26 protein-coding genes and 1 pseudogene are annotated in these 24,999 nt (G+C 62.6%); 20 read left to right on the forward strand and 7 right to left on the reverse strand.

Going from position 1 to position 24,999, the window contains the following annotated elements; translation table 11 throughout:
- The first annotated feature begins 75 nt into the window (after positions 1-75).
- The 4 genes from AC0IPL_RS15340 to AC0IPL_RS15355 all read left to right on the forward strand — a co-directional run bounded on the left by AC0IPL_RS15340 (position 76) and on the right by AC0IPL_RS15355 (position 3,322).
- A complete protein-coding gene (locus tag AC0IPL_RS15340; RefSeq protein ID WP_474275395.1) occupies positions 76-621 on the forward strand; it encodes a hypothetical protein in 546 nt (181 codons plus the stop codon).
- Positions 618-1,031, forward strand: a complete 414-nt coding sequence (locus AC0IPL_RS15345) for a phage holin family protein (RefSeq protein ID WP_474275396.1) — start codon at positions 618-620, stop codon at positions 1,029-1,031. Before AC0IPL_RS15340 ends, AC0IPL_RS15345 begins: the two co-directional genes overlap by 4 nt.
- On the forward strand, positions 1,021-2,307 hold the full coding sequence (locus AC0IPL_RS15350; protein ID WP_474275397.1) for a DUF3618 domain-containing protein: 1,287 nt from the start codon (positions 1,021-1,023) through the stop codon (positions 2,305-2,307). The genes AC0IPL_RS15345 and AC0IPL_RS15350 overlap by 11 nt, the downstream gene beginning before the upstream one ends.
- Positions 2,308-2,374: 67 nt before the next feature.
- Positions 2,375-3,322 carry a YihY/virulence factor BrkB family protein gene (locus AC0IPL_RS15355; protein WP_474275399.1) on the forward strand — a complete coding sequence of 316 codons (948 nt, stop codon included), beginning with the start codon at positions 2,375-2,377 and terminating at the stop codon, positions 3,320-3,322.
- 670 nt (positions 3,323-3,992) lie between these two features.
- Here the strand turns inward: AC0IPL_RS15355 and AC0IPL_RS15360 are convergent.
- The 4 genes and pseudogenes from AC0IPL_RS15360 to AC0IPL_RS15375 form a co-directional block, all read right to left on the reverse strand.
- Positions 3,993-4,463: pseudogene (locus tag AC0IPL_RS15360) on the reverse strand (glycosyltransferase family 2 protein); the annotation flags it as partial.
- Positions 4,393-5,334, reverse strand: coding sequence for a GNAT family N-acetyltransferase (locus AC0IPL_RS15365; protein ID WP_474275400.1), 942 nt, complete (start codon positions 5,332-5,334; stop codon positions 4,393-4,395). The pseudogene AC0IPL_RS15360 and the gene AC0IPL_RS15365, both read right to left, overlap by 71 nt.
- Positions 5,335-5,337: 3 nt before the next feature.
- Entirely contained in the window at positions 5,338-6,264 is a 927-nt protein-coding gene (locus AC0IPL_RS15370) for a hypothetical protein (RefSeq protein ID WP_474275401.1), read from the reverse strand.
- 1 nt (position 6,265) lies between these two features.
- Positions 6,266-6,940: an acetyltransferase gene (locus AC0IPL_RS15375; RefSeq protein ID WP_474275402.1), complete on the reverse strand. Its 675-nt coding sequence runs from the start codon at positions 6,938-6,940 to the stop codon at positions 6,266-6,268.
- Between the two features lie 109 nt (positions 6,941-7,049).
- Here AC0IPL_RS15375 and AC0IPL_RS15380 point away from each other — a divergent pair, with 109 nt between their 5' ends.
- The 3 genes from AC0IPL_RS15380 to AC0IPL_RS15390 all read left to right on the forward strand — a co-directional run bounded on the left by AC0IPL_RS15380 (position 7,050) and on the right by AC0IPL_RS15390 (position 9,255).
- Positions 7,050-7,460 carry a sugar 3,4-ketoisomerase gene (locus AC0IPL_RS15380; protein ID WP_474275403.1) on the forward strand — a complete coding sequence of 137 codons (411 nt, stop codon included), beginning with the start codon at positions 7,050-7,052 and terminating at the stop codon, positions 7,458-7,460.
- Positions 7,457-8,554 carry a DegT/DnrJ/EryC1/StrS family aminotransferase gene (locus tag AC0IPL_RS15385; protein WP_474275405.1) on the forward strand — a complete coding sequence of 366 codons (1,098 nt, stop codon included), beginning with the start codon at positions 7,457-7,459 and terminating at the stop codon, positions 8,552-8,554. The genes AC0IPL_RS15380 and AC0IPL_RS15385 overlap by 4 nt, the downstream gene beginning before the upstream one ends.
- Before the next feature lie 251 nt (positions 8,555-8,805).
- On the forward strand, positions 8,806-9,255 hold the full coding sequence (locus tag AC0IPL_RS15390; RefSeq protein WP_474275406.1) for a beta-lactamase hydrolase domain-containing protein: 450 nt from the start codon (positions 8,806-8,808) through the stop codon (positions 9,253-9,255).
- Positions 9,256-9,286: 31 nt separating this feature from the next.
- On the opposite strand, the gene AC0IPL_RS15395 is transcribed toward AC0IPL_RS15390, so the two are convergent.
- Positions 9,287-9,586, reverse strand: coding sequence for an ArsR/SmtB family transcription factor (locus AC0IPL_RS15395; RefSeq protein WP_474275408.1), 300 nt, complete (start codon positions 9,584-9,586; stop codon positions 9,287-9,289).
- Between the two features lie 91 nt (positions 9,587-9,677).
- Between AC0IPL_RS15395 and AC0IPL_RS15400 the strand changes: the two genes are divergently transcribed.
- From AC0IPL_RS15400 to AC0IPL_RS15415, 4 genes are read left to right on the forward strand one after another with little or no spacing between them, the layout of a single operon-like run.
- On the forward strand, positions 9,678-10,112 hold the full coding sequence (locus AC0IPL_RS15400) for a YeeE/YedE family protein (protein WP_474275410.1): 435 nt from the start codon (positions 9,678-9,680) through the stop codon (positions 10,110-10,112).
- A gap of 1 nt (position 10,113) precedes the next feature.
- Entirely contained in the window at positions 10,114-10,557 is a 444-nt protein-coding gene (locus AC0IPL_RS15405) for a DUF6691 family protein (RefSeq protein WP_474275411.1), read from the forward strand.
- Entirely contained in the window at positions 10,554-11,471 is a 918-nt protein-coding gene (locus AC0IPL_RS15410) for an MBL fold metallo-hydrolase (protein WP_474275412.1), read from the forward strand. The genes AC0IPL_RS15405 and AC0IPL_RS15410 overlap by 4 nt, the downstream gene beginning before the upstream one ends.
- A 56-nt stretch (positions 11,472-11,527) precedes the next feature.
- Complete coding sequence (locus tag AC0IPL_RS15415; protein ID WP_474275413.1) at positions 11,528-13,252, forward strand: SulP family inorganic anion transporter; 1,725 nt, start codon at positions 11,528-11,530, stop codon at positions 13,250-13,252.
- Positions 13,253-13,315: 63 nt separating this feature from the next.
- Here AC0IPL_RS15415 and AC0IPL_RS15420 read toward each other — a convergent pair whose 3' ends face one another.
- The gene (locus tag AC0IPL_RS15420) at positions 13,316-14,269 is read right to left on the reverse strand and encodes a LysR family transcriptional regulator (protein ID WP_474275415.1); all 954 of its coding nucleotides are present in this window, start codon (positions 14,267-14,269) and stop codon (positions 13,316-13,318) included.
- Between the two features lie 112 nt (positions 14,270-14,381).
- Here AC0IPL_RS15420 and AC0IPL_RS15425 point away from each other — a divergent pair, with 112 nt between their 5' ends.
- From AC0IPL_RS15425 to AC0IPL_RS15465, 9 genes are all read left to right on the forward strand, one after another.
- A complete protein-coding gene (locus AC0IPL_RS15425) occupies positions 14,382-14,852 on the forward strand; it encodes a TRAP transporter small permease (RefSeq protein WP_474275416.1) in 471 nt (156 codons plus the stop codon).
- Positions 14,849-16,147 carry a TRAP transporter large permease gene (locus AC0IPL_RS15430; RefSeq protein WP_474275418.1) on the forward strand — a complete coding sequence of 433 codons (1,299 nt, stop codon included), beginning with the start codon at positions 14,849-14,851 and terminating at the stop codon, positions 16,145-16,147. The genes AC0IPL_RS15425 and AC0IPL_RS15430 overlap by 4 nt, the downstream gene beginning before the upstream one ends.
- 32 nt (positions 16,148-16,179) lie before the next feature.
- Positions 16,180-17,172 (forward strand): TRAP transporter substrate-binding protein DctP, encoded by a 993-nt coding sequence (gene dctP / locus AC0IPL_RS15435; RefSeq protein ID WP_474275419.1) that lies wholly within the window; start codon positions 16,180-16,182, stop codon positions 17,170-17,172.
- A gap of 60 nt (positions 17,173-17,232) precedes the next feature.
- The gene (locus tag AC0IPL_RS15440; protein WP_474275420.1) at positions 17,233-18,333 is read left to right on the forward strand and encodes an NAD(P)/FAD-dependent oxidoreductase; all 1,101 of its coding nucleotides are present in this window, start codon (positions 17,233-17,235) and stop codon (positions 18,331-18,333) included.
- Positions 18,308-18,622, forward strand: coding sequence for a (2Fe-2S)-binding protein (locus AC0IPL_RS15445; protein ID WP_474275421.1), 315 nt, complete (start codon positions 18,308-18,310; stop codon positions 18,620-18,622). Before AC0IPL_RS15440 ends, AC0IPL_RS15445 begins: the two co-directional genes overlap by 26 nt.
- Positions 18,609-20,003 (forward strand): FAD/NAD(P)-dependent oxidoreductase, encoded by a 1,395-nt coding sequence (locus tag AC0IPL_RS15450; RefSeq protein WP_474275422.1) that lies wholly within the window; start codon positions 18,609-18,611, stop codon positions 20,001-20,003. Before AC0IPL_RS15445 ends, AC0IPL_RS15450 begins: the two co-directional genes overlap by 14 nt.
- Positions 20,004-20,012: 9 nt before the next feature.
- Positions 20,013-20,351 (forward strand): RidA family protein, encoded by a 339-nt coding sequence (locus tag AC0IPL_RS15455; protein ID WP_474275423.1) that lies wholly within the window; start codon positions 20,013-20,015, stop codon positions 20,349-20,351.
- 517 nt (positions 20,352-20,868) lie between these two features.
- Positions 20,869-21,645, forward strand: a complete 777-nt coding sequence (locus tag AC0IPL_RS15460; RefSeq protein WP_474275424.1) for a type 2 periplasmic-binding domain-containing protein — start codon at positions 20,869-20,871, stop codon at positions 21,643-21,645.
- Between the two features lie 176 nt (positions 21,646-21,821).
- The gene (locus AC0IPL_RS15465) at positions 21,822-23,582 is read left to right on the forward strand and encodes a methyl-accepting chemotaxis protein (RefSeq protein ID WP_474275425.1); all 1,761 of its coding nucleotides are present in this window, start codon (positions 21,822-21,824) and stop codon (positions 23,580-23,582) included.
- A gap of 211 nt (positions 23,583-23,793) precedes the next feature.
- On the opposite strand, the gene uxuA is transcribed toward AC0IPL_RS15465, so the two are convergent.
- Complete coding sequence (uxuA, locus tag AC0IPL_RS15470; protein ID WP_474275426.1) at positions 23,794-24,960, reverse strand: mannonate dehydratase; 1,167 nt, start codon at positions 24,958-24,960, stop codon at positions 23,794-23,796.
- Between the last annotated feature and the right edge of the window lie 39 nt (positions 24,961-24,999).

The following is a 24,999-nucleotide window of genomic DNA, read 5'->3' on the forward strand; positions in this document are numbered from 1 at the left end:
TTCTACATCATTGGCGTCGTTGTTGTCGTTCTCGCGTTGCTTAATTTCATCGCCTGACAAGAAGGAGAGTTTCAAATGTCCGGAACAGACAAAGTGAAATCCGCTGCAGAATCCGTTGCCGAAGAGGCGAAATCCGCGGCGCTCAGCGCTGCCGACACGGCGAAGAAAGAGGCACAGGCCCGCGCTGAGTCAGCCAGAGACGGCGTGGCGGATGAGGTGAAAACCGTGGCCTCTGCCCTGCGTGATGCCTCTGAGGATCTGCGCAGTGGCACCCCGCATGAGCGTGCAATCGGGCAGATGGCCGGAACGCTCGCAGATGCGTCCGATGCGATCCGCAATCAGGACCTGGGCGAAATGGTCAATTCGGTATCCGATTTTGCGCGCAAGAACCCGGCGGTGTTTCTGAGCAGCGCCGCGTTGCTGGGCTTCGCCGCCGCGCGGTTTGCCAAGGCATCTGACAGCGCTGAGACATCCCAATGTGGATACTCTGGCACCCAGGCACGAACAGCGCAGGTCGGCACCCGCCCGACGGGCGCCGCCGCGTCTAGCCACGCATCGCGCAGCGCTGCAACCTCAGCCACCGCGGCACCGGCCGTGCGGACCAAGGGAGACCAGCAATGAAACAAACCAGTGAAAATCCGAACACCGCGTCGGGTCCCGCAGCCATTTTGACCGATGCTCTCAACAACATCAGCTCGCTGATCCGCAACGAAATCGCGCTGGCGCGCACGGAAATCAGCGAAAACGTCAACCGGGCCGCCATTGCGCTTGGCCTGATCGTCGGCGGGGTGGTCGTTGCGCTGACCGCGCTGAACGTGTTGGCCGGCGCTTTGACCGCAGCCTTGACCGAGGCCGGGATGGATGCGGGCTGGGCCGCGCTGTTGGTTGGTGTGGGCTTTGCCGCGATTGCCTTTGGCATGGTCGCCAAGGGTAGCAACGACCTGAAATTGTCGAGCCTGGCGCCCTCTCGCACCGCTGAAAACGTCAAGCGTGACGCGCAATCCATCAAGGAGACTTACGATGACAAATGATGACCGCTCTGTTCATGAAATCGAGCGCGAGATCGAACGTGACCGCGCCGAGCTGACCAGCAACCTTGAAACCCTGCAAAACAAGCTGTCGGTGGACGGCATGGTTCAACAGTTGGGCGACCAGCTGCGGGAGCATGGCGGCGAAATCGGCAATGCCATCACCCGCACCGTGAAGGAAAATCCGGCTGCCGTGGTGCTGACGGGGGTTGGGCTGGCTTGGATGATTTTCGGCAGCGGTCGCTCCAAGGGCAGCTCCCAGACCGCCATGGAGCGTGGGCACGACTATTCAGGTCGCGGCTATGCCGGCACCGGGCGTGATCGCAGCGACGTCTATGCAGACGCTGGCTGGGACCGCCACGCGCCGTCGCACAGCCATCGCAGCGCAAGCGCCGGAGGCGGCACGCTGGTGACCCGCCCCGACCCGCGGATGAAGGGCGGCTACGACACCACGCCGTCTTGGGCCCGCACCGATGATCTGGACGATGACAGCGAGTCCTTTGGCGATCGCGCGTCGGAAGCCGCCGAGAGGGTGAAGCACAAGGCGTCCGCAACCGGGGCGGCCCTGCACGACAAGGCCGCATCGGCCAGTTCATCCGTGCAGAGCAAGGCGTCGGAGGCCACCTCCACGATCAGCGATGCTGGTGCGGCAGCCAAGTCCAAGGCAACCGCGGCCGGTCAGGCGGCATCTCAGACAATGCGCGAGCGGGCCGCGTCGGCATCCGCTGCGGCGTCAGACACCGTGGAACAAGCCCAGGCCCGCGCCGCGAAGCTGCGCGAACGTTTGGCGCAAGGCACGGAAAACCTGTCTGAGGAAGCCAGGGCGCGGGTTGTTGCTGCACGGGAAGCGGCCATCGATGCGCGCCGCGAGGCTGCGCGGGCCTTCCAGGCCAAGTCGCGTCAGGCCTCTGATTTCTATGACCGCCAGCCGCTGGTGGCCGGGGCGCTGGCATTGGCGCTGGGCGCTGCGATCGGGGGGGCACTGCCACGAACCAAGGCAGAGGATGACGCTCTTGGTGCCCACAGCGATGCGCTGATGGATCAGGCCGAGTCGATTTTCCGCGAAGAGCAGGAGAAGGCCAAGGCCGTGATGCAGGCCGCGGCGGACGAAGCGCAAACCATCGCGGAAGAGAAGCGCAAGGAGATGGACCGCGCAGCCCCGGAAGGCAAGTCTGCGGCCAAGGCCACCGCGGACGAAGTGAAGTCGGCGGGCAAGCGCATTACCGACAAGGCCGCCGAGAAGGCCAAGGAAAAAGACCTCGGCAAGCCTTCATCCTAACCTGAGTACGCGGAGGCCGCAGCTGCGGCCTCCGTCATTTCCGAAGTACGGATGTGGAGAAACGGTCATGGCACGCGGCAGGGATGCAGAAGCACCACAGGGGATCCCGGCAAAGGGTTGGAAAGACATCGCCCTGCGGGTGAAGGATGAGATTGCCACCGATCACGTGGGTCTGATCGCCGCCGGTGTGGCCTTTTACGGGCTGATGGCGCTGTTCCCTGCGATCACCGCGCTGCTGGCGATTGGCGGCCTGATGGTGGAGCCGAGCCAGATCGTGGACAAGATTTCCCAGTTCGAAGGGGTGGTGCCCGCACAGGTGATGGACATCATCGTTACCCAAGCAACCAAGGTCGCAGGCTCCCGCGAAGGGGGGCTGGGGCTCGCCGCTGTTGCGGGCATCCTGGTCGCCATCTACTCAGCCTCCAAGGGCATGAACAGCCTGATCGAAGGCATGAACGTCGCCTATGACGAAGAGGAAACGCGCGGGTTCTTTGTAAAGACTTTCGTGACGCTGGCGTTGACGGTCTGCCTGATTGTCGGGCTGTTGATGGGGCTGCTGGCAACGCTCGCGGTTCCGTCGGTGGTGGCGCTGGTCGATGCGGGGCCGCTGACAGAGATCCTGGGAACGGTCTTGGTGTGGGCGCTGCTGATGCTGATGACAATGGCCGGGCTGGCGGTTGTCTACAGATATGGTCCGTCGCGGGACGAACCGGAGCTGCTTTGGGCCTCGCCTGGTGCCATATCTGCCTGCGTTCTGTGGCTTGTCGGGTCCGCAGGGTTTGCTTTTTATGTGGGCAACTTCGCGTCCTACAATGAGAGTTTTGGTACGTTGGCCGGGGTCGTGGTGCTGCTGATGTGGTTGTGGATTTCCGCTTTTATTGTCCTTCTGGGGGCGGAGATAAACGCCGAGGTTGAGGCGCAGACAACCTATGACACCACTGTTGGCCCGGACGAGCCGATGGGCCAACGGGACGCCGAAAAGGCCGACAAGCTTGGCGCGCGTCAGGGTGACTGAGGCGGCTGATTACGGAGCGCGGCCAAGGCGCCGGTGGCCGAAATTGCCGGGGTGCCGACATGTCCGACTTTCTTTTCTGAATGCGGCGGCCGCCTTCACTTGTCAGACCGTGCAGCCGTGACGGCCAGTCGAATGCGTTGTCGCCGGGAACGCTTCTGATACCTTCGCGCGCCTTCAGCCGACCGCAGAGTTTGCCGACGTCGCGCGCCAGTTTCCTGACCAGTGGAGACGAGTCCGAAAGCCCAGACGTTCTGGCATCTGCCAGCCGTTGTTGCAGGGCCGTAAACTGTTGTTTGAGCGTCCCAATGCGCAGTGTCTCATTGGACATCTGGCTGACCTTCCGCTTCAGTTGCACAGAGATCCCGATGTCCTCGCGGTACACCACCAGCTTTTCTGGGATGTGGTGCAGGCTGTCTTCCAGAACCGCCCAGGAGCCCAGGATCAGATCTTCGTAGCCATGCTCCTTTGGGAACCCGCCGTATTTTCGGCACGAATCCTTGTGCCATGCCGCCGTCGCGCCGAGATACAAGGAACAGGAGCCGACGGCATCATTCAGGTCGAACGCGTTGTAAAGCAGGGCATTGCGGTAATCGTGCGCGCCGGGGCGGCCATCCGGGGTCAGCGTCTCTGCGTCGGAGTATAACAGTTTGGCGGCTGTTTGGCGGTGGCAGTCGACGACACGCTGCGCCCGGTTCGGGGCGTTCCCGTCGTCCCCGGTAATCCAGATCATCAGGTCGGATGAGGCGAGGGAGATGGCCAGCTCAATATGCTGATTAACGCCAAGATTCACCCCGTTGCGCCGCGCCACAAGCCCGTGCGGACCGTCGTAGATTTCTGCCAGTGCCCGGATCTTGTCGAAGGTGCTGTCGGTTGACGCATCGTCCGACACGATGATTTCAATCAGTTCGCAGTCCTGCTCCAGCAGCGACTGCATCGCTTGCTCGAACGTGTCTTCCTGGCAATAGGACAGCAGAATGAAGCTGGCAGCAGGGGGGCATGGCGTATCCTTGTCCTCCAGGCAGCGCAGCGGGGACCGGTCAGCGTTTTGCCGACGCGCAGCAGGAACAATATCAAGCCAGGTTCCAGCGGTATTGCTGATAGACCGTGCTGCGTGCGCCGAACATTTCTTTCTGCCGGGCAAGGCCCGTGTTCAGGGACTGCCCCTTATCAGTCGTAGAAATGCCAAAATCGAACCAGGTACGGTCTGCAAAAACAGATTCAAGCAGGTGGTGCACGATCAGGTCGACACCGCCTTTGATGCGTCCTTGGTCGGACGAGGCGATATACTGAACATGCACCGTCTCGCCACATTCGAACACCACCAGGGATGAAATCATGCTGTCGCCGTCAAACGCGCCGAACAGCCGTATCTGGGTGGGGAACCGCTCTGCCAGCAGACGGATTTCCGCTTCGCTGTGCACAGGCCGCGCGCTGTGGCGTTCGTCCAGCACCTGGGTCAGCAAGCTCCAGCAGGCGCTCCAGTCCGTGCTTTCGCGGACCTCCAGGCCGGCCTTGCGGGCCTTGCGCAGGCCGTCTTTCTTGCCGCTGCCAAAGGGCAGTCGCCGCGGAACGGCGATGGTGGCCGAAACATCCGTGCGCACTGGCTGCGCGCCCTGCCGGAACAGAGCATACAGGTCTTCGTCAGCGGGCTGGCGGTGGTAGATGTAGGGGATCGCCTTGTAGATCACGTCAGTGAACCCGGCGCTGCGGCAGTGGTCGGCCAGAGCCTCAAAAACCAGAAGCATCCGCTCGGCGCTCATCCTAGCGCCGGAAATCACCCCGCCATAGGTGAGGCCGCCGTGGGAATTCAGCACGGGTCCATCGGAGTTGGCGGGCAGCACCGCCAGCAGCTTTCCCTGTTCATAGAACATCAGCGAATGATCCTGAAACCGGTCCGCGTGATAATCCATGAAACCGCGCTGATGCAAAAACGTGCCGTTCTTGGAGGCCTTGAGAAACGTATCCCATTGAGTTGCATGGTCCTGCGCATAGCGCTGCACTTCGATGGTCACGGTCTACTCCTCCAGCACGGCGACGCCGACGCCGGTTTCACCCATGTTGTTGCTATTGTAGAAGAGATAGCTGCGGCCCTGGCGGGTGTCGATCCGCGCAGGATAGCAAGTCATCTCTGCGTCCCAGCTGCCCGCGGGGGCACGCGGCAGTTCCTCATCGCTGGTGCGGCTGAAGCTCTCCCCGTCCGGAGAGGTAAAGCGGAAACTGGCGTATTGCTTTGACAGGGTGTCGGAGGTGGCCCGAAGTTCCCAGGAGCCATCCGGCAGCTGGTTCGCCCGAGGGCGGCCGATGCGGTATTCGTCCTTGGCTGGGGGTATGATCCGTCGGGCGGTGGCATTGTCGAACCTCAGACCGTCGGGGCTGGTCAGCGTCCAGCAGTCGTACTGTGGAAACAGGCGACCGCCAATGTCCTGCCAGCCGTACCCGCGGGAGATCCAGGCGCGGTAGGATCCATCCGGCAAAGCGGCGATGGAATGCAGCGCGCCGATGAACGCGCCCTCCGGGCAGCGGTCTATGATCGGGGTCTGCTGTACCCGCTCGAAATTGTCGCCGCGGTCGCGGCTGACTGCGACACCGCTGAAGGCTAGGAACTTGGCCTTCTCGACGACTTGGAAGCCGACGTAGTAGAGCCGCAGCTCGTTTTCCGACACCTCCAGCACGTCGCCCAGGATCATCCCGTTGTCGTCAAACATGCCCGGTGCGCCCAAACCGATCGCAGGCTGTTCGGATACGGCCTTGACCTGCGTCGGGTCGGCGGCATCCACATCGACCCAGCCAATCCGGCTGATCCCCTGCGCGTCACGCATGCCGCCGTATAGTCTTATCGTGTTGTCATCCCGCTGCCAGGGGCAGGGGGTCATAAAGGAATGCCTGGGCCAGTCCCGGCTGCCGTCCGGCGCGAAGACCAGACCTTTCTTTAGCCAGCCCATGTTATTGCTTGATCCTGAAATAGCGGTAGGAGGACACTTTCGCCGGTTCCGCCGGGTTGCCGTTGAGGATCAGTCCCGGTTTGTCAAAGCTCTTGTTGACCGCCGCGGCCATGCCGACAAAGCAATCGCTGCCGATTTTGACATTGTCCGCAAAGGTGGCGTTGACCCCGACAAAGCTGCTGGCACCGATGTCGCAGTAGCCCGAGAGCACCGCGTGGGAAGATATAAAACAGTTTTCGCGGATGCGGGTCTGGTGACCGATATGGTTGCCTGACCACAGCACGCAGCCGCTTTCGACCGTCACCCCGTGCTGCACCACGTTGTTTTCGAAAATGAAGACATTCTCCCCCAGGTCGGCGGTCCGCCAGACCATGGCATGGGGGCTGATGAAGTTTGCCAGCTTGTAACCCTTGTCGCGTGCCATCGCGATCAGCCGGGCCCGGATCCGGTTCAGTTTGGTCGAGGTGATCGCCACATGCGCTTCGGTCGTGGCGGGCGGAAACACGCTCTCCGCGGTGTCCAAGGCGACCACCGGAAGCCCGAATTTCTCGGTCTCAGCAAGGTATTCAGCCTCAACCGCAAAGCCTGCGACCTCGTATTCGCTGTCGACTGTGAAATATTCATAGGCGATGTCGGCAAATTCACCCGCACCGATGATCAGTAGCTTTTTGCTCATTGGCTGTAATCTGTCCTCGATTGAGAGCGCAGAGGCTGCCGCCTCGGCTTGCTGGCCCGGTTCAGATATGCATATACACAATGGACATTCAAATGCGAAGGTGGGACCCGTGCCTCTGAATGACTGCAAGCTCATTGATTTGCCCAAGATCACGGATGTGCGCGGCAACCTGACCTTTGTCGAAGGTGGCAACCATATTCCGTTTGATATCAAGCGGGTGTACTACCTCTATGACGTGCCGGGTGGGGCGGATCGGGGCCAACATGCGCATAAGAACCTGCATCAGTTCATCATCTGCATGTCCGGCAGCTTTGACATTCTGTTGGATGATGGGGCCGAGGCCAGGAAGTTCCACCTGAACCGGTCGTATTACGGCCTGTATGTCTGCCCCATGATGTGGCGCTACCTTGACAATTTCTCATCCGGGGCCGTCTGCATGGTGCTGACGTCGGAATTCTATGACGAAGACGACTACATCCGCGATTACGATGAATTCAGAACCGCTGTAGGTGCATCATGAAGGTTCCGTTCCTCGACATCGCTGCGGCGCATGCGGAACTCCAGGACCAGCTCGACGAGGCAGTGCTGCGGGTTGCGCGTTCCGGGTATTATGTTCTGGGACCCGAAGTCGAGGCGTTCGAGGCGGATTTTGCCCGCTATATCGGTGCGCCGCATTGCCGGGGTACGGGCAACGGCTTGGACGCGCTGGTGCTGGGGTTGAAGGCAATGGGCGTGGCGCCGGGGGACGAAGTGATCGTGCCGGCAAACACCTACATCGCAACCTGGCTTGCGGTGAGTTTTTGCGGTGCAACGATCGTGCCCGTCGAACCGCTGGAATCGACACATAACATTGACCCAGACGCCGTCGCCGCCGCGATCACGCCGAGAACCAAGGCCATCATTCCGGTCCACCTCTATGGCCAGCCGGCCGACATGGATCCGCTGCTGGACCTGGCTGACCGGCACGGGCTGCACCTGCTGGAAGACGCGGCCCAAGCCCATGGTGCCCAGTATAAGGGCAAACGCATCGGGAGCTTCGGAGAGGCCGCATGCTGGAGCTTTTATCCGGGCAAGAACCTTGGCGCGCTGGGGGATGGGGGCGGATTTACCACCCTGTCATCCGCCCTTGCCGAGCGGGTTGCCATGCTTCGGAACTATGGTTCTGCGGTCAAGTACGAGCATGAGCTGGCGGGGCAGAACAGCCGACTTGATCCGATGCAGGCGGCTGCGTTGCAGGTAAAGCTCCGCGTTCTCGATGACTGGAATGGCCGCCGACGCGCGATTGCCGCGCGGTATCTGGAGGGGTTGTCTTCGGCCGGTCTGGGCCTGCCGGTTGTACCAGACTGGGCCGACCCGGCATGGCACCTTTTTGTGGTGCGCCACCCCGACAGGGAAGGCTTTCGTGCCAGGCTGGAGGATGCCGGAGTTCACACCGTGATCCACTACCCAAAGCCGCCGCATCTGCAAAAAGCTTACAGCGATCTTGAAATTGCAAAAGGGGCCTTCCCCCTGTCGGAAGTCTTGGCGTCTGAGGTGATCAGCCTGCCCATCGGTCCTGCGCAGACCGAGGCACAGACGGAATTTGTCATCAAGCAGGTTCTGCGACTGGCCTGATGCCGGGGCAGGACGCTTGGGGCGTTCAACCTGTCGAACAAGGCCATGGGGCGATTGCGACGCAGGATGTATGCGTCGAGCACCACCCTTTTCCCTTGGCCGCAGCGCCCCACATGCTCTGTCGGAACAAACCCGTTCATTGGAACGTTGAGTGGCTTGAAAGCCATTTCATTCGCCTGCGCGGGGGCCAGTCGGGTCACATCGCGGGAATGGGGGCCAAGGAAACTGTCACAACATGGAAGGCTAGGCCTATGGAGCAGATCGCAACGATAGACAGCAATCACATTGTGGGACTCTTCAACCCGGATGAGCAGACCCTCCGCCAACTGGCGTCCAGCGGCATGATGAGCCTCGTGAACTTCAAGGCAGAAGGTGATAAAGGGCTGTCCAGCGAGGCCGAGCGAAAGTTGGCCGAGGCCGCGGGGCTGAATTATCTGCATGTCCCCATGACGCCAGACGACCTGAACGACGATTTTGTCGATGACTTTCGGCGCTCTCTTGACGATCTTCCGCAGCCGGTTTTCCTGCACTGCGTGTCGGGGCAACGCGCAGCGGCTATGACCCTTATGGCCCTGGCCGCAGATAAGGGCTGGAACGGCGAGGCGGCGCTCAGCGAAGGTGCGAAGCGGGGCATTGATCTCTCGGAGGCGAAAATCGGCCGGTTCGTCAAGGCGTACGCCGACCAAAAAGCCGGTATCTGAGGCGCTGGTGGCGGCAACTGTCAGCCCGGTCTCAGGACGGGCAGTAGAATCGGCGTAGGGTCGCGAGGATCTCAATGACCTCCGGCTTTGCCAAGCGATAGAGGATCGTCTGGGCGTCGCGCCGCCTGGCGACGACCCCCATATCCGCCAGCCGCCGCAGCTGCTGGGACATCGTGGGCTGTGCCGTGCCGCAGGCCTGCGCGAGGTCGCCGACAGAGCACTCCCCCTCAGCAAGGTGACAGAGGATCTGCAAGCGGGTCTCCGACGCAAGCATCTTCATCAGATTTGCGGCGCCCCGAACGTCACCTTGGGCCAGATCGTCTGCTTTCACTATATTCCTATCCTTGAATATTAGAATTATAGAATATATAAGGGTCGGGTAGGAATCAAGGCCGCATCAGGCGCGCGATTGGAGTTGAGAGATGGAAACCACGTTCACACCATGGCTGTCGCTGGGCGGCGGTCTGATGATCGGGGCCTCGGCGGTCCTATTGATGGCGACCAACGGGCGGATCGCGGGGATCAGCGGCCTGACCTCGCGCGCCCTGTCGCGCAGCACGGATGGTGAGGCGCGCGGGGTGTCGCTGCTGTTTGTTCTGGGGCTGCTGCTGGCGGCGCCGATCTGGCTGCTGGTGACGGGGGGCTGGCCTGCGCAATGGGTGCCCTCGAACCCGCTGGTGATGGCGGCGGCCGGGCTGCTGGTGGGGTTCGGCGCGGTCCTGGGCAATGGCTGCACATCGGGGCACGGGGTTTGCGGCATCTCGCGCGGCTCGATGCGCTCGATCATCGCCACTGTGACCTTCATGGGGTTCGCATTTGCCACCGTTTTCATCGTCCGACACGCTGTGGGAGGCTGACATGAAACAGGTTTTTGCCCTTCTGTCCGGTCTTGTCTTTGGCCTTGGACTCATCATCTCAGGCATGGCTGACCCAGCCAAGGTCCTGAACTTCCTCGATCTGTTTGGAACTTGGGATCCTAGCCTTGCCTTTGTGATGGGGGGCGCGATCGCGGTGACCGCACCTGGCTTTGCTATCCTGTTCCACCGCCGCAATGCGCCGCTGTTTGACAGCAAGTTTCGCCTGCCGACCCGCACCGACCTTGACCCAAGGCTGCTGGCGGGGGCGGCCATCTTTGGAACCGGATGGGGCCTTGGCGGGTTTTGCCCAGGACCGGCGCTGACGGCGCTGCCGATGGCTGCCAGCGGCACCCTGGTCTTTGTGCCGACGATGCTGATCGGCATGTGGTTGGCACGCCATGTCGACGACTTCAGCACCCCAGTTGCGAAAGGAACGCCACAATGAGCAAGCCCCTCGAAAGCCCCGTTGTTCGTCACTCTCCGTCAACCGGAATCGGCAGCCCGGACGTTTGGGGCATTTACGAGCCCGACACTGGCTCGATCCAGTACATCTGCGCGGATCCGGCGACCAAAAAAGCGGCGCTGATCGACGTGGTCTGGAACTTCGACCCCAAGAACTATCGCTTCTCGACCGAGAGCATGGATCAGGTGCTCGATCTGGTGCGCGACAACGGGTTGGAGGTACAATGGGTCCTCGACACCCATCCGCATGCCGATCACATGATGGCCTCGGCGCATCTGAAGGCGCGCACCGGCGCGCCCAATGCCATCGGCGCAATGGTGCCCGAGATCGCCAAAATCTGGGCCGGCCTCTACAATATGCCCGATGCCTTTGATCCGTCACGCGACTTTGACCACCTGTTTGCGGAGGGCGCGACCTTCAAAGTAGGGGATCTTGAGATGCGGGTGATGCTGTCGCCCGGCCATACGCTTGGCTCAATCACCTATGTCTGTGGCGATGCGGCCTTTGTGCACGACACGTTGATGCACGCCGATGTCGGCACCTCGCGGGCGGATTTCCCTGGCGGCACTACCGAGGAGCTCTGGCAGTCGATCCAGGACATCCTGTCGCTGCCCGAAGACACCCGGCTCTTTGTCGGCCACGATTACGGCACCGAGACACGCGAGGAACCGGCTTGGGAGGCGACTGTCAGCGATCACAAGGCGCGCAACCCGCATGTCAAGGATGGCACCTCGCGCGAGGAATTCATCCAGCAGCGCAACGAGCGTGATGCCACCCTGGCATTGCCCGACCGCATACTCGCCGCGTTGCAGATCAACCTGCGTGGCGGGCGGCTGCCCGAGGCCGAGTCTGATGGCAACCATTATCTGAAGTTGCCGGTCAATCGTTTCGATTGATCCTGCGCCGTGTGGCCCTGCGTCGCTCGGCCTGCTGTCACTGCGAAGGCCCGCCCATGCTGACCCGTTACCTGCCGATCCTTGACTGGGGCCGCCAATATGATCGTGCGGCGCTGACCGGTGATCTCATCGCGGCGGTGATCGTCACCATCATGCTGATCCCGCAGTCGCTGGCCTATGCCCTGCTGGCTGGGATGCCGCCAGAGGCCGGGATCTATGCCTCGATTGCACCGATCGTCCTTTACGCCATCTTCGGCACCAGCCGCGCGCTTGCGGTCGGGCCGGTTGCGGTGGTCTCGCTGATGACGGCGGCGGCGGTGGGCAACATCGCGGACAGCGGCACGGCCGGCTACGTCACCGCGGCCCTGACGCTAGCCTTTCTCTCGGGTCTGATGCTGCTGGCGCTGGGCGTCTTGCGGCTGGGCTTTCTGGCCAATTTTCTGTCACACCCGGTGATCGCCGGCTTCATCACCGCTTCGGGCATTCTGATCGCCGCCAGCCAGTTGCGCCACATCTTGGGCATCAGGGCTGAAGGCCACACTCTGGTTGAGCTGGGCGCGAGCCTGTGGGCGCAGCTGCCGCAAACCAACCTGACGACCCTTGGTCTGGGGGCCAGCGCGACGGCCTTTCTGTTTTGGGTGCGGGGTGGGTTGAAGCCGCTGCTGCGCAGGCTTGGCCTTGGGCCGCGGATGGCCGACATCGGTGCAAAGACAGGGCCGGTTCTGGCCATCGTCGCAACCACCCTTGCGGTCTGGTGGTTCGATCTGGCAGCGCGGGGCGTAGCCATCGTTGGCGCGGTGCCGCAGAGCCTGCCACCGCTTACCCTGCCGTCCTTCACGCCCGATCTGTTGCGCCAGCTGCTGCTACCGGCGATGCTGATCTCGATCATCGGTTTCGTCGAGTCGATCTCTGTCGCCCAGACGCTGGCGGCCAAGAAACGTCAGCGCATCGACCCGGATCAGGAGCTTGTCGGGCTGGGGACTGCCAACCTCGGCGCCGCCTTCACGGGTGGTTTCCCGGTGACAGGCGGGTTTTCGCGGTCGGTGGTGAATTATGATGCCGGGGCGGAGACACCGGCAGCCGGAGCCTTTACCGCCGCCGGCCTGGCGCTGGCGGCACTCTATCTCACGCCGCTCATCCACTATTTGCCAAAGGCGACACTGGCGGCCACCATCATCGTCGCGGTGCTGAGCCTCGTGGATCTTTCGATCCTAAAGCGCGCCTGGGCCTTCAGCCGGGCCGATTTCGCGGCGGTTTCGGCAACCCTGCTGCTGACCTTGCTGGCCGGTGTCGAAATCGGGGTCAGCGCCGGTGTGGTGACGTCGATCCTCGTGCATCTTTACAAGACGTCGCGGCCGCATATGGCGGTGGTCGGCCGGGTGCCCGGAACCGAGCATTTTCGCAACGTTCTGCGCCATACGGTCGAAACCCAGCCCCATATCCTGTCGCTGCGGGTTGATGAGAGCCTTTATTTCCCAAACGCGCGGTTCCTCGAAGACCAAGTCGCGGCGCTGGTGTCCGACACGCCAGAGGTGACCGATGTGGTGCTGATGTTCCCGGCGGTCAATGAGGTCGATCTGTCAGCGCTGGAATCGCTGGAGGCAATCAACACGCGCCTCGCCGATGCAGGGATTCGCCTGCACCTGAGCGAGGTGAAGGGGCCGGTGATGGATCGGCTCCAGCGCAGCCACTTTCTCGACGCGCTAACCGGCGAGGTCTTTCTCAGCCAGCACCAGGCAGATTGCGCGCTGCGCACGCGCGCGTCTGCGTCCGGTTCCTGAGACACGGCCCGATGGGGGGGGGCGGTTTCAGAACCGCCATGATGGCGGCTGCCCCCACATTCTCTACAGCCCTGCCGACGTCGCGTTCAGGGCGAGGCAATCCTGCACCTTGTCCTGCATGTCATTGATCGAGCGGCACAGCTGGGTGCTGAACCTCTTGGAGGTCAGCGACTGGGTTGCGTAACCCGGTGTCAGTATCGAAACGCCGGTGCCAATCCGCGGTCGGAAACGGCGCAGTACCAGTTCGCTGGTGGTCTGGCTTTGCTGAAGGCAGCTGTAGGCGGTGATCATGTCGCAGACCATGTAACACATCCCCTCTGCGACGAATTGCAGGCCGGGCGCCCAGGTCCGCAATTCCAGCCGTTTGCGGAACCGACAGCCGCTTCGTTGAAACGCGGCCTCGGTCTTGATGGTCATTGGGTGTTCTGCAAACAGGGCGGCCATCGGTTTGCCGTCCAAATCCTGCGGCGTGATCTCTGCGGCGGCGGCCAGCGGATCCCCAGCCGGTATAACGCAGATAGATTCGAGATCGAAGTCCACCTGGCGAACGGAGGGGCGCGGTGCGGGCGTTTCCGCAAAGCCAATGTCGAATTGTTGCGAGGCGATCAGATCCTCAATGACATCGGAGGAACGCATGATCAGGGAAACCTCAAGGTCTTCCTTGCCTTGCATGAACTCCGTGAGGATCCGCGGCATGAACAAACCGGCTGCGGCCGGGTGACAGGCGACGCGCAGCTTGCCCGCATCGTGCGAGCGGATCTTGCTGACAGTGCGCTCGATCCGTTCGATGCGCTCCAGCACGGCGTCGCATTCTTCAACAAAGAAACGGGCTTCCGGTGTCGGGATCAGCTTGCCCTGTTCGCGGACGAACAGGCTGAAGCCGAGTTCGGTTTCCAGTGTCGCGATCATCGTGCTGACAGCGGGCTGGGTGCGGCCGACCGTCCGTGCCGCCTGGGAGATGGAGCCGCTGCGCATGACCTCGCGGAAGGTGAAGAGCTGGCGGATCGAGAGGTTCATGGCAGCACCATCAATTGAGTTTATGGAGATAGAGATATTTTGAAATTGATTTTATGGCCCGTGTCCAGCCAAATCCCCCAAAGCCGGTGAGGACAGACCGGGAGGAGAACCGATGGACACATTTGCGAAATACTTGCTTACCGGGCTGATCTGCCTGGTGGCCCTGGGGCAGTTCGTCCAGGTTGTCACCCGCTACGTCCTGCAGATTCCGGTAATGGGTCTGGAGGAAACCATGCTCTATCCGACCGTCTGGCTGTATCTGCTTGGCGCGGTAAACGCCTCGCGCGAGGACACCCATATCCGCGCCAACGTTCTGGAAATCATCATCAAGACACCGCGCGGCCACACCGTGCTGGCGATCATCGGCGAAATCATCAGCCTGACCGTTGGCCTATGGCTGCTGAGCTGGGCCTGGGACTACACCCTCTATGCCTGGCGGGTCTGGAAGGAGAGCCCGACGCTGTATTTGCCGACATTCTACTCCGAAGTGGCTTTGGTCGTCGGGCTCGCGCTGATGATGCTCTACACAGCGGTGCATCTGCTCCGCCATGTCAACACTCTGCGCACCGGAGCGGAAGAATGATCGAGATTGCCCTGCTAGCCATTGCCGTTCTGGTGTTGACCCTCACCCTTGGCGTGCCGCTGCCCTACTGTTTCGGGGCCGCCCTGATGATCATGTACTTCCTGGGTGATGTGACCATGAAAGGCATGATGCTGTGGGGAACACAGCAATTGGGTAACCCGGTGCTGCTGGCCATTCCGCTGTTTGTGCTGGCAGGAACCATCATGTCGGCCAGCGGCATCGCCGCTTCGCTGCTGAACTTCGTCAATGCCTTTGTCGGCCATGTCCGCGGTGGCCTGGGCGTAGTGGCTGCAGTCAGCTGCGCCATCATCGGCGCGATCTCCGGCTCCGGGTTGACCGGCATCGCAGCCATCGGCCCGCTGCTGATCCCGGAGATGGAAAAACGTGGCTACCCGCGGGAATACGCCACGGCGCTGATCGCCAATTCTTCTATCCTGGGGCTGCTGATCCCGCCGTCGGTGACCATGATCGTCTACGGCTGGGTGACCGATACGTCGATCCTCGCCTGTTTCCTCGCGACGCTGGGGCCAGGCCTGCTGATCATGTTCAACTTCTCGGCCATGAACCTGTGGATGAGCCGCAAGTTCGATCTGGTGCTGGACGATGCGCCAAGCGTCTCGCAGCTGGCGGGCGATGTGGCCAAGAAGGGTTTCAACGCCACGCCCGCGCTGTTGATGCCGGTCATCATTCTGGGCGGCATCTACGGCGGCATCATGACCCCGACCGAAGCTGCTGCCCTGTCAGTAATCTATGCGCTGCCTGTCGGCTTCTTCATCTACAGGGGTCTGACGTGGGAAAGTTTTTTGGAGGCGGGCAAGGAAGCCGCGACCGCTGTCGGCGCGATCATGGTGATGATCCTGTTCTCGATGATCCTGAGCCAGATGTTCGTCTATGAAGCGATCCCGCAAAAGATGGTCAGCGCGATCTTCGCGATCACCGAGAACAAGGTGCTGCTGCTGATCTTCATCAACATCCTGCTGTTCCTGGTCGGCATGGTTGTGAATGACGTCACCGCCATCATCCTGATCGCGCCGCTGTTGCTGCCGTTGATGCAGGCGATCGGTGTCTCTCCGGTGCAGTTCGCCGCGATCATGGGTGTGAACACCGCGATGGGCGGGGTGACGCCACCCTATGCCTCGATCCTCTATCTCGGCGCGCGGATCGGCAACGTAAAGGTCACCAAGGTGATCCCGCCTGCGATGATCCTGATCCTGACAGGCTATGTGCCGGTGGTCTTTCTGACCTCGCTCTGGCCCGACCTGTCGCTCTTTCTGCCCCGCCTGTTCGGCTACTGACCCAACCCTGATACTTACGGAGGAGACTACCCATGAAACACTTTCTGACCGGCACCGCGGCCGCCGCCCTGATGTCGCTTGCAAGCTTTGCCTCGGCCGCTGACCTGAAGATGAGCCACGTGCGCCCGCAGGACACCACCATCGACAAGGAGCTGCGCGTCTTTGCAGCCCAGGTGAGTGACGCCACTGAAGGGGATGTGTCTATCAACATCTTTCCGGCCTCGGCGCTGGGCGATTACACCACCGTGCAGGAGCGTGTCAGCGTTGGCGCGATCGACATGGCCACCCAGCCAGCCGCCGCTGCCGCAGACCGTCGGATGCAGATCAGCTCCTTTCCCTATCTGGCAAACAACTGGGAGGAAGCGCGCGCAATCTATGGCCCGAATGGCCCGGTGCGAGACGTGATGGCGGAGCTTTATGCCAAGCAGGACATCACCATGCTGGCGGCCTACCCGGTGTATTTCGGCGGCATCGCGCTGAACACCGATCCGGTCAATCCGGGGGATCCGTCGCAGTCCAACGGCATCAAGGTCCGTGTGCCCGGCATCAAGAGCTTCCAGCTGACCGGCGAGGCGCTGGGTTACATTCCCTCGCCGATCCCGTTCTCCGAGGCGTTCACCGCCATCCAGACCGGCGTCGTAGATGGCGTGATCGGCTCTGGCGCCGAAGGGTATTACGCGTCTTTCCGCGATGTGACCAAAGCCTACGTGCCTGCCAACACCCATTTCGAGGTTTGGTACATGATCATCTCCAACAGCTCGCTTTCCGAACTGGATGCTGAGGATCAGGAGGCCCTGAAAGCCGCGGCAGCGGCGTTCGAGGCGCAACGCTGGACCGTGGCCGAGGAAGACCAGAGCAAATGGGAACAACGGCTGGCGGATGAGCTTGGCGCCAAGGTCGTCGATTTGAGCGAGGCGGAGCGCGAGGCGATGGCAGCCAAGGTGCGCAGTGAGGTCTGGCCGGTGGTTCTGAACGACGTTGGCGCCGATTGGGGGCAAGGCATTCTGGACCAGATCGGCAAATAACCCGCAGACGGACGGGGCGGCCGCGCGCCGCCCCGCACGCAATCCCGGAGAAACGGCAGCATGGAAGCAGATTATGCAGTGATCGGCGGCGGCGTCGTCGGCCTGTCGGTGGCCTGGGGGCTGCTGAGGCGCGGCAAGCGTGTCACGGTTCTGGACGGCGATGACGGCTCGTTCCGGGCCAGCCGCGGCAATTTCGGCCTTGTCTGGGTGCAGTCCAAGGGCATGCAGCAACCGCGCTATGCCAGCTGGAGTCAGCAGTCTGCCGCCGCCTGGGGGGATTTTGCGGCCGAGCTGGAAAACGGCACCGGCCGCTCCGTCGGGTTGCGGCAGGACGGCGGTTACGACCTGCATTTCTCCGAAGAAACGCTTTATGCCACCGTCGCGAAGTATGACAGGTTGAAGGACAAGCTGGGCGGCAACTACCCTTATGAGGTGCTGGGCCGCAATGCCCTCAGCCGTGAGGAGCCGCACATCGGGCCCAAGGTGGCGGGCGCGATCCTGCATCATCAGGACGGCCACGCGAACCCGTTGCGGTTGCTGCTGTCGCTGGCCGACGACGTTCGCCGTCGTGGGGGGCAGGTGCTCAACGGCAAAACCGTCACCGGGGTGTCCAAGCCGGATGGCTACCGGGTCCATTGCGCGGACGGCACCGTGGTCTCGGCGGGCAAAGTTGTCCTGTCAGCCGGACTAGGCGCCATGGAGCTGGGCCCCAAGCTGGGCTTCAAGGCGCCGGTGCGGCCGCAGCGCGGCCAGGTGCTGATCACGGAAAAGCTGCCGAAACTGATCAACCGACCCTCTCTGATTGCCCGGCAAGTGGATGAGGGTGGCATTCAGATCGGCGCCACCAACGAGGAGGTCGGGCTCGACGATCGGGTGACGCAGCCGGGCCTGTCCGGGCTGGCGGCCGAAGCCATCGCGGCCTACCCGGCGCTGGCCCGCGCACAGCTGGTGCGCAGCTGGGGGGCTTTGCGCATCCTGTCGCCGGACGGCCTGCCAATCTATCAGGAAAGCGCCACCATGCCCGGCGCCTACCTTGTCACTTGCCACAGCGGCATCACCCTCGCCGCGGCGCATGCACTGTTCCTGCCGGACTGGCTGGAAGGCACCGACGCCGCCCCTGACCTGGAGGTGTTCAGTGAAGACCGATTCCCCGTTTCTTGAGCTGGAGGCTGCCCCTCGCGTGCAGGTCTGGTTCGATGGCAAACCGCTGCAGCTGCCCCAGGGGGGCAACCTGGCCGCCGCGATGCTGGCCGCCGGCGTGCGGGTGTTTCGCCATACGCCGATCTCCGGTGCTCCGCGTGCGCCGTTCTGCATGATGGGCGCCTGTTTCGAATGCCTGGTGGACATCGACGGCGCCGTTCGTCAGGCCTGCATGCTGGATGTTGAAGAGGGCATGCGGATTTTCCGCCCCCACGAAGCCGCAGCGGAGGCCGAAGATGAAACGGTATGACCTTGCCGTTATCGGAGCCGGCCCTGCCGGCATGGCCGCAGCGGCCGAGGCGGCACACAGAGGCCTGAGCGTTGTCCTTCTGGACGAGCAAGACCGCCCCGGCGGGCAGATTTACCGTGATGTGGACCGCGCTGCCAGTTCGCGTGGTGCCATTCTGGGGGCGGACTATCTGCACGGTGCATCCCTGACCAAAAGGATCCGCGCGGCGGGCGTCAGCCATGTTTCCGGGGCCGTTGTCTGGGCCATCGAGGACGGGTTGCGCATTTCGTTCACGCGCAACGGCCGGGGCGAGCAGGCCGAGGCAGCACGAATGATCCTGGCCACCGGCGCGCTGGAACGTCCCATGCCGGTGCCCGGCTGGACACTGCCCGGGGTGATGACAGCAGGGGCCGCACAGATCCTGCTCAAACAATCCGGCGTGCTGCCGCGGCGGGCGGTGCTGGCCGGGAGCGGGCCGCTGCTCTATCTGATCGCCGCACAGATGGTGCGGGCAGGCACGCCGCCGCTGGCATTGGTCGAGACCCAGAAGGCAGTTGGCTTCCTGGCAGCAGGCCGCCACTTGACGGGGGCGCTGCGCGGCTGGCGCTATCTGCTGAAGGGGCTGAAGATGCTGGCGGAGATCAAGCGCGCAGGCGTGCCCCGCTATACCGGTTCTTCTGACATCGCGGTGGCGGGAGACAAGCAGGCCGAGGCCGTCACCTTCCGCAGTCGTGGGCAGGACCACTGCATTGCCTGCGATACCGTCCTGCTGCATCACGGGGTGGTGCCGAACACTCAGGCCGCCCGTTCAATCGGCATCCCGCATGTCTGGTCCGCGGCGCAAAGGTGCTTCGTGCCGGAAACCGGCCAATGGGGAGAGACCGCCAAGACAGGTGTCCTGATCGCTGGTGACGGTGCCGGTATCGGCGGCGCAATGGCCGCCGAAATCGCCGGCCGCCTCGCCGCGCTGAAGGCGTCGGAAGAGCTGGGCCGGATCAGCGCGCAAGACCGCGACCGCCTGGCCGCGCCGCTGTTTCGGCGGTACGGACACGAAACTGCGGTGCGTCCGTTCCTGGATACGGCCTATCCGCCTTATGGTGCAGCCCTGCGGCCTGAGGACAGCACCATTGTCTGCCGTTGCGAGGAGGTCACCGCAGGCGACATCCGCAGTTATGCCAAGCTCGGTTGCCTAGGCCCGAACCAGGCCAAGGCTTTTGGCCGGGCTGGCATGGGGCCGTGCCAGGGCCGCTATTGCGGTTTGTCCGTGACGGCGCTTCTGGCCGACGCCAACGGCCAGACGGCGGACGAGACGGGATACTACCGCATTCGCCCCCCTATAAAACCCGTGACACTGGGCGAGCTGGCAGCGATGAATGAGACCGCTGCCGATGCAGCTGAATAGGAGAGAAAGATGATTGAACGGATCGACACCGGCCCCCGCATGAGCAAGATCGTGAAGCACAACGGCGTGGCCTACCTCTGCGGTCAGGTCGGCGATGGCGCCACCGTGGCCGAGCAAACCCGTGACTGTCTGGCCCGCGTTGATGCGCTGCTGGAAAAGGCGGGTTCGTCGCGGCAGCAGATCCTGCAGGCGATCGTCTGGCTGGCCGATATGGAGGACTTCGACGAGATGAACAGCGTTTGGGACGCCTGGGTGCCAGAGGGGCATGCGCCGGCCCGCGCGTGTGGCGAGGCGAAACTGGCGCGTCCAGACCTGAAGGTCGAAATCATCGTGACCGCTGCCGTTTGAATCTGGATCTGAATCTGGCACCGTGGCCGTCGTCAGATGGTCGCGGTCCAGCGTCCTTTCCACGGCAGCGCCTGACCACGCTTTGGCAGTCAGCGGGCCGAAAGCTATTGTCGATCTGGAGGGCAACCGCCCTGGGGCGCGCGCCCCTGGTTTGGGTACCCTCTTCCTAGTCCGGATCCGCTAGCTGGAGGATAAATGCAGATTCGCTGCCAAGCGGCCGTGAGGGGCTCTATAGGCTTCTTCGGGCGGTGGGGCGCCTCAATTCCACGGCGCCGCATCTGTGCCAATCTGCGACGTCCGCTCCAGCCTGTCGATCGCGAAGCTTTTGGTGTTTTGCCGCGCATGTTTTTGAAAAGAAACAATTATATCGCCGTCGAACCCGCTCTCCCTGTGCTGTGAGTTTGGGCACGGCATCAACTGCGGGCGACGAAAAATTGCTGTCCCGGGGCGCAATAAGCAACAATTAACACCCGCCGTTTAGCCTGCTTGTACCAATACTTGCAGGAGCAGACCAACCATGAAGACCCGTTTTGTAGCGCTTCTTTGCGCAGCTGCCGCGCTGGCGTCCGCACAAGCCAACGCAGCCGAGGTTGAAGTCCTCGTCGGCTATCTGCCACCGATGGTCAACAAGGACGGCTCCGGCCGCGAGGCCGAGATTATTTCAGCGACCCTGGATCACTGCGGCCACAGTGCCAAATTCACCATTCAACCGTTCACACGCCACTGGCAGTCCTTCGAGTCCGGAACCGCGGATGCGGTCGCCACCGTGCCGGTGGGAATGCCCACGTCTGGCACGCAGACGGCGCCATACGTCTCTTACCAGAACGGGATCTCGTTTCTCAAATCCTCGGGTGTCGAAGCAAGCACGCTTGGCGATTTGAACGGTATGAAAATCGTGGCCTTTGAAGGGGCGTCGAGCATCATTCCAGGTCTGTCCGGCGCAACTGGCGCGTTCAAATCGTATCGGGAGATGGCCGATCAGGAAACCCAAAGCAAGCTGCTGTACGGCAAGCGGGTGGACGGCATTCTGGGCGACGGCATGCTGTTTGCCGAATTTGCCCGCCAATTGCAGGAGGCAGGCGCCGCATCGGGCGTTGATGCCAGCCAGCCGATTGAATTCCGGGCGATCTTTGAGCCGACCCCCTATGGCATGAGCTTCCGGGACGCGGAGATGGCGGCGGCGTTCGACCGCTGCTTTGCCGAACTCGAAGCTGAAGGCAAGATTGCTGAAATCAACACCGGATGGACCGACAAATACCGGGAAGCGCTGGCGGATAACTACATGTCCTACTGAGCGCAGAACCAGGAGCGCAGCGCCTGACAAAGGTGGCAGCGTGCGCCGTGGCGCCGCGCGAGCGCGGGCTGCATCAGCCCAAGTTCGCGCCCCGGCACGACGGCGTCCGGCACCGGATCAAAACCGGTGCCGGTCCACACCACACAACTGTGTCTTCCAACCATGCGGAGTGTCAAATGAGACATCTGAAGAAACAGATATTTGCGATGTCCATCAAGAAACGACTTCTGTTTCCGATCATCGCATGCATCGTCCTGTCCAACGCCGCTTACACGGCGTTCTGGGCATCAAAACACTCCACCGCGCTTCTTGAAGCCTTCAACAGCGAGGTGAACCTGGCGCAAACCTTCATGGCGCCGCCGGTTGCAGCTGCGGTCTGGGACTTCAACAGCGACGCGGCGCTGGGCGCGATCCAGGGGGTCACGCAGATGCAGGACGCCCTGTTTGCCCAGGTTCTGGTTGACGGCGACCCCTTCGCTGAGATCTTTGTGGATGAAAGCCGCCGGGAGGATTGGACCGCAGCTGTCCCAGAACTGCTGGCCGCCACCGACGACACCACCACGCTGCAGGCGGGCGCGCTTGCCTATATCACCTTTCCGGTGCTGCACCCCGAAGGCGGGCAGGTCGCGCAAATGGTGCTGGGGTTCAACAATGGTCGCGTGCAGGCGACGATCCAGCAGCTGTATCTACAATCGGCCGTCATCAGCCTGGCGATCTGCCTGATCGTCGGTTTTATCGTGTTTTTCTCGGCCGCGTCTGTCACCAAACCGCTGCACCGCATCATCAATCGCATTACCGCACTGCGAGAGGGCGATACTGTGAGCGCCGTGCCTGAGGAAGGTCGTACCGACGAACTGGGGCACCTCTCTGGCGCTGTCGGGCAGTTCATCGAGGCGATGCGGGCCAATGAGGCGCTGGAGGAGCAGTCGCGCCGCGCCGCCGAGGAGCAGGCAGGCGTGGTGCAGGAGCTGGCTGCCGGGTTGAACAATCTGGCCCAGGGGCTGTTGTCGCATCGCATCACCCGTGAGATGAGCGGCGAGTACACAACGCTGCGCGCGGACTTCAACCAGACGGCGGAATCGCTGGATGGTCTGATCGGGCGGGTGTTGCAGACGATCAGTGAAATTGAGGAACAGACCAATCGCATGGCCCAAGGGTCTGATGATCTGTCGCGCCGGACCGAAACACAGGCGGCAACTCTGGAGCAGACCGCCGCCGCGCTGGACCAGATCACCAGCAATGTACGCGACGCGACCGAACAGACCGGCACGGTGGAACACACGGTCACGGACACCCGCGCGGAGGCCGTGCGGTGTGGCGAGATCGTTCAGCGTGCCGTTGAGGCGATGCGCGAGATCGACGAGTCGGCCGCCAAGATTTCTGACATCAATGGCGTGATCGAAGGTATTTCCTTCCAGACCAACCTGCTGGCGCTGAATGCCGGGGTCGAGGCGGCCCGCGCCGGGGAGTCCGGCCGCGGTTTTGCTGTCGTCGCCTCCGAGGTGCGTGCCCTGGCCCAGGCGTCGTCCAATTCGGCAAATGAGATCAAGGAGCTGATCGACGCCAGTTCGCAGAAGGTGAAGGTTGGAGTGGGGCTGGTCGATGAGGCGGGGCAGGCAATTGGCCTGATCATCGAAAAAATCCAGCAGGTGTCCGATCTGGCAGTTCAAATTGCGGCCTCTTCGCGGGACCAAGCCGCCACCATCACCGAAATAAATTCCGGTGTGAATGAGCTTGACCGCGTCACCCAACAGAATGCCAGCATGGTCGAACGATCCAGCGAGCAGGGGCAACTGTTGAAGCAGGCCGCAGCCGAGCTGGCAAGCCTTGTAGCGAGCTTCAAGCCATCGCAGGACACCTCTGCCGCGGCAGGCCTGGATGCTGGACGCGCGGGGTGGGATGCGCCGCAGTTCAATGACCAACGCCTGGCAGGGTGAACTGACGGCAGGCAAACCAAGAAGCCCGGGCGACGTTTCGCCCGGATGTGAAGGTGCACGAAACGCTCCGGCCTGTCCGGGGCGTTTCGATTGCCGTTTCAGTCATCCATATACGGGCCATTCCAGCGAGGCCGACGGCCTGCGCCGGGAGGGGGCCTATGCCGCGCCTGGTCGAAGCAGGAGCTTTAGCGGATAAAGCGGTGTCGTTCGTTCATGCCGAGGACAAGCGCTGGAGCGTGTGCAAGACCCCGCGCAATTCCGCCAGACCACGCAGGCGACCTGTATACGGGTATCCGGGAGTGCTGGCGACGCGCTGATCGTGGGCCAGCATATGGCCATGATCGGGGCGGAAGGGCAGGGCGCGGCCCTGCGCGGCTTCGGCGGCCCGGGCGGCCTGCAAAACCGCGACCATGTCCACATCTCCGCTCAGGTGCGGCGCCTCGTGGAAGCTCACTCCGTCCTGCTCGCGCAGCGTGGCGCGCAGGTGCAGGAAGTTCACGTGCGCGGCGAAGCGCCTCAGCATCGTCGGCAGGTCGTTGTCCGCCCGCACGCCAAGCGAGCCGGTGCAGAAAGTAAGACCGTTCGAGGGGCTGCGCACCATGTCGAGGATCGCCTGAAGATCTTCGGCCGTCGAGACCACCCGCGGCAGGCCAAAGATCGGGAAGGGTGGATCGTCCGGGTGGACACCAAGTTTTACGCCGACCTCTTCCGCCACCGGCACGACATGTTGAAGAAAGGCGGCGAGGTTTGCCCGCAGGCGGCTTGCATCAATGCCGTCGTACAGCGCCAATTCGGCGCGGAAACTGTCAAGGTCGAAACTCTCTTCCGCGCCGGGCAGGCCTGCGATGATGGTGCGGGTCAGCGCGGCGCAGGCGTCGGCTGACATTCCGGCAACGCGCTCCGCGGCGCGGGCGACAATGTCCGGGCGGTGGTCGGCTTCAGCACCGTCGCGGCCCAGGATGTGTATGTCAAAGACCGCCGCATCCACCGCGTCATAACGCAGGCACAACGCGCCATCCGGCAGGGCATGGGTCAGATCGGTGCGGGTCCAGTCCAGCAAGGGCATGAAGTTGTAGCAGACCGTGGTGATACCGCAGGCCGCGAGGTTGCGCAGCGACTGCGCCCAGGCGTCGGCCTTTTGCTGCCAGCCGGGGGCGGCCCGTTTGATGTCCTCATGCACCGGGATGCTTTCGACCACCTCCCATGTGAGGCCCGCGGCCGCGACCATGTCGCGCCGGGCCGCAATGGCCTCGACCGGCCAGACGGTGCCGTTGGGCAGCTCGTGCAGGGCGGTCACGATGCCGCTGGCCCCGGCCTGACGGATATCGGCGAGCGTTACAGGGTCATGCGGGCCAAACCAGCGCCAGGTCTCGATCATGCGATCCTCTTGTTCTTGTCAGTGTGGCGCCGTGCCAAA

The sequence above is a fragment of the Leisingera sp. SA32 genome (assembly GCF_056033425.1).

Bases quoted from the DNA above. Each gene is read 5' to 3' on its own strand.
- AC0IPL_RS15340 (WP_474275395.1), top strand. From the start codon at position 76: ATGTCCGGAACAGACAAAGTGAAATCCGCTGCAGAATCCGTTGCCGAA.
- AC0IPL_RS15345 (WP_474275396.1), top strand. From the start codon at position 618: ATGAAACAAACCAGTGAAAATCCGAACACCGCGTCGGGTCCCGCAGCC.
- AC0IPL_RS15350 (WP_474275397.1), top strand. From the start codon at position 1,021: ATGACAAATGATGACCGCTCTGTTCATGAAATCGAGCGCGAGATCGAA.
- AC0IPL_RS15355 (WP_474275399.1), top strand. From the start codon at position 2,375: ATGGCACGCGGCAGGGATGCAGAAGCACCACAGGGGATCCCGGCAAAG.
- AC0IPL_RS15370 (WP_474275401.1), bottom strand. From the start codon at position 6,264: ATGGGCTGGCTAAAGAAAGGTCTGGTCTTCGCGCCGGACGGCAGCCGG.
- AC0IPL_RS15375 (WP_474275402.1), bottom strand. From the start codon at position 6,940: ATGAGCAAAAAGCTACTGATCATCGGTGCGGGTGAATTTGCCGACATC.
- AC0IPL_RS15385 (WP_474275405.1), top strand. From the start codon at position 7,457: ATGAAGGTTCCGTTCCTCGACATCGCTGCGGCGCATGCGGAACTCCAG.
- AC0IPL_RS15390 (WP_474275406.1), top strand. From the start codon at position 8,806: ATGGAGCAGATCGCAACGATAGACAGCAATCACATTGTGGGACTCTTC.
- AC0IPL_RS15400 (WP_474275410.1), top strand. From the start codon at position 9,678: ATGGAAACCACGTTCACACCATGGCTGTCGCTGGGCGGCGGTCTGATG.
- AC0IPL_RS15405 (WP_474275411.1), top strand. From the start codon at position 10,114: ATGAAACAGGTTTTTGCCCTTCTGTCCGGTCTTGTCTTTGGCCTTGGA.
- AC0IPL_RS15410 (WP_474275412.1), top strand. From the start codon at position 10,554: ATGAGCAAGCCCCTCGAAAGCCCCGTTGTTCGTCACTCTCCGTCAACC.
- AC0IPL_RS15415 (WP_474275413.1), top strand. From the start codon at position 11,528: ATGCTGACCCGTTACCTGCCGATCCTTGACTGGGGCCGCCAATATGAT.
- AC0IPL_RS15420 (WP_474275415.1), bottom strand. From the start codon at position 14,269: ATGAACCTCTCGATCCGCCAGCTCTTCACCTTCCGCGAGGTCATGCGC.
- AC0IPL_RS15425 (WP_474275416.1), top strand. From the start codon at position 14,382: ATGGACACATTTGCGAAATACTTGCTTACCGGGCTGATCTGCCTGGTG.
- AC0IPL_RS15430 (WP_474275418.1), top strand. From the start codon at position 14,849: ATGATCGAGATTGCCCTGCTAGCCATTGCCGTTCTGGTGTTGACCCTC.
- dctP (WP_474275419.1), top strand. From the start codon at position 16,180: ATGAAACACTTTCTGACCGGCACCGCGGCCGCCGCCCTGATGTCGCTT.
- AC0IPL_RS15440 (WP_474275420.1), top strand. From the start codon at position 17,233: ATGGAAGCAGATTATGCAGTGATCGGCGGCGGCGTCGTCGGCCTGTCG.
- AC0IPL_RS15450 (WP_474275422.1), top strand. From the start codon at position 18,609: ATGAAACGGTATGACCTTGCCGTTATCGGAGCCGGCCCTGCCGGCATG.
- AC0IPL_RS15455 (WP_474275423.1), top strand. From the start codon at position 20,013: ATGATTGAACGGATCGACACCGGCCCCCGCATGAGCAAGATCGTGAAG.
- AC0IPL_RS15460 (WP_474275424.1), top strand. From the start codon at position 20,869: ATGAAGACCCGTTTTGTAGCGCTTCTTTGCGCAGCTGCCGCGCTGGCG.
- AC0IPL_RS15465 (WP_474275425.1), top strand. From the start codon at position 21,822: ATGAGACATCTGAAGAAACAGATATTTGCGATGTCCATCAAGAAACGA.
- uxuA (WP_474275426.1), bottom strand. From the start codon at position 24,960: ATGATCGAGACCTGGCGCTGGTTTGGCCCGCATGACCCTGTAACGCTC.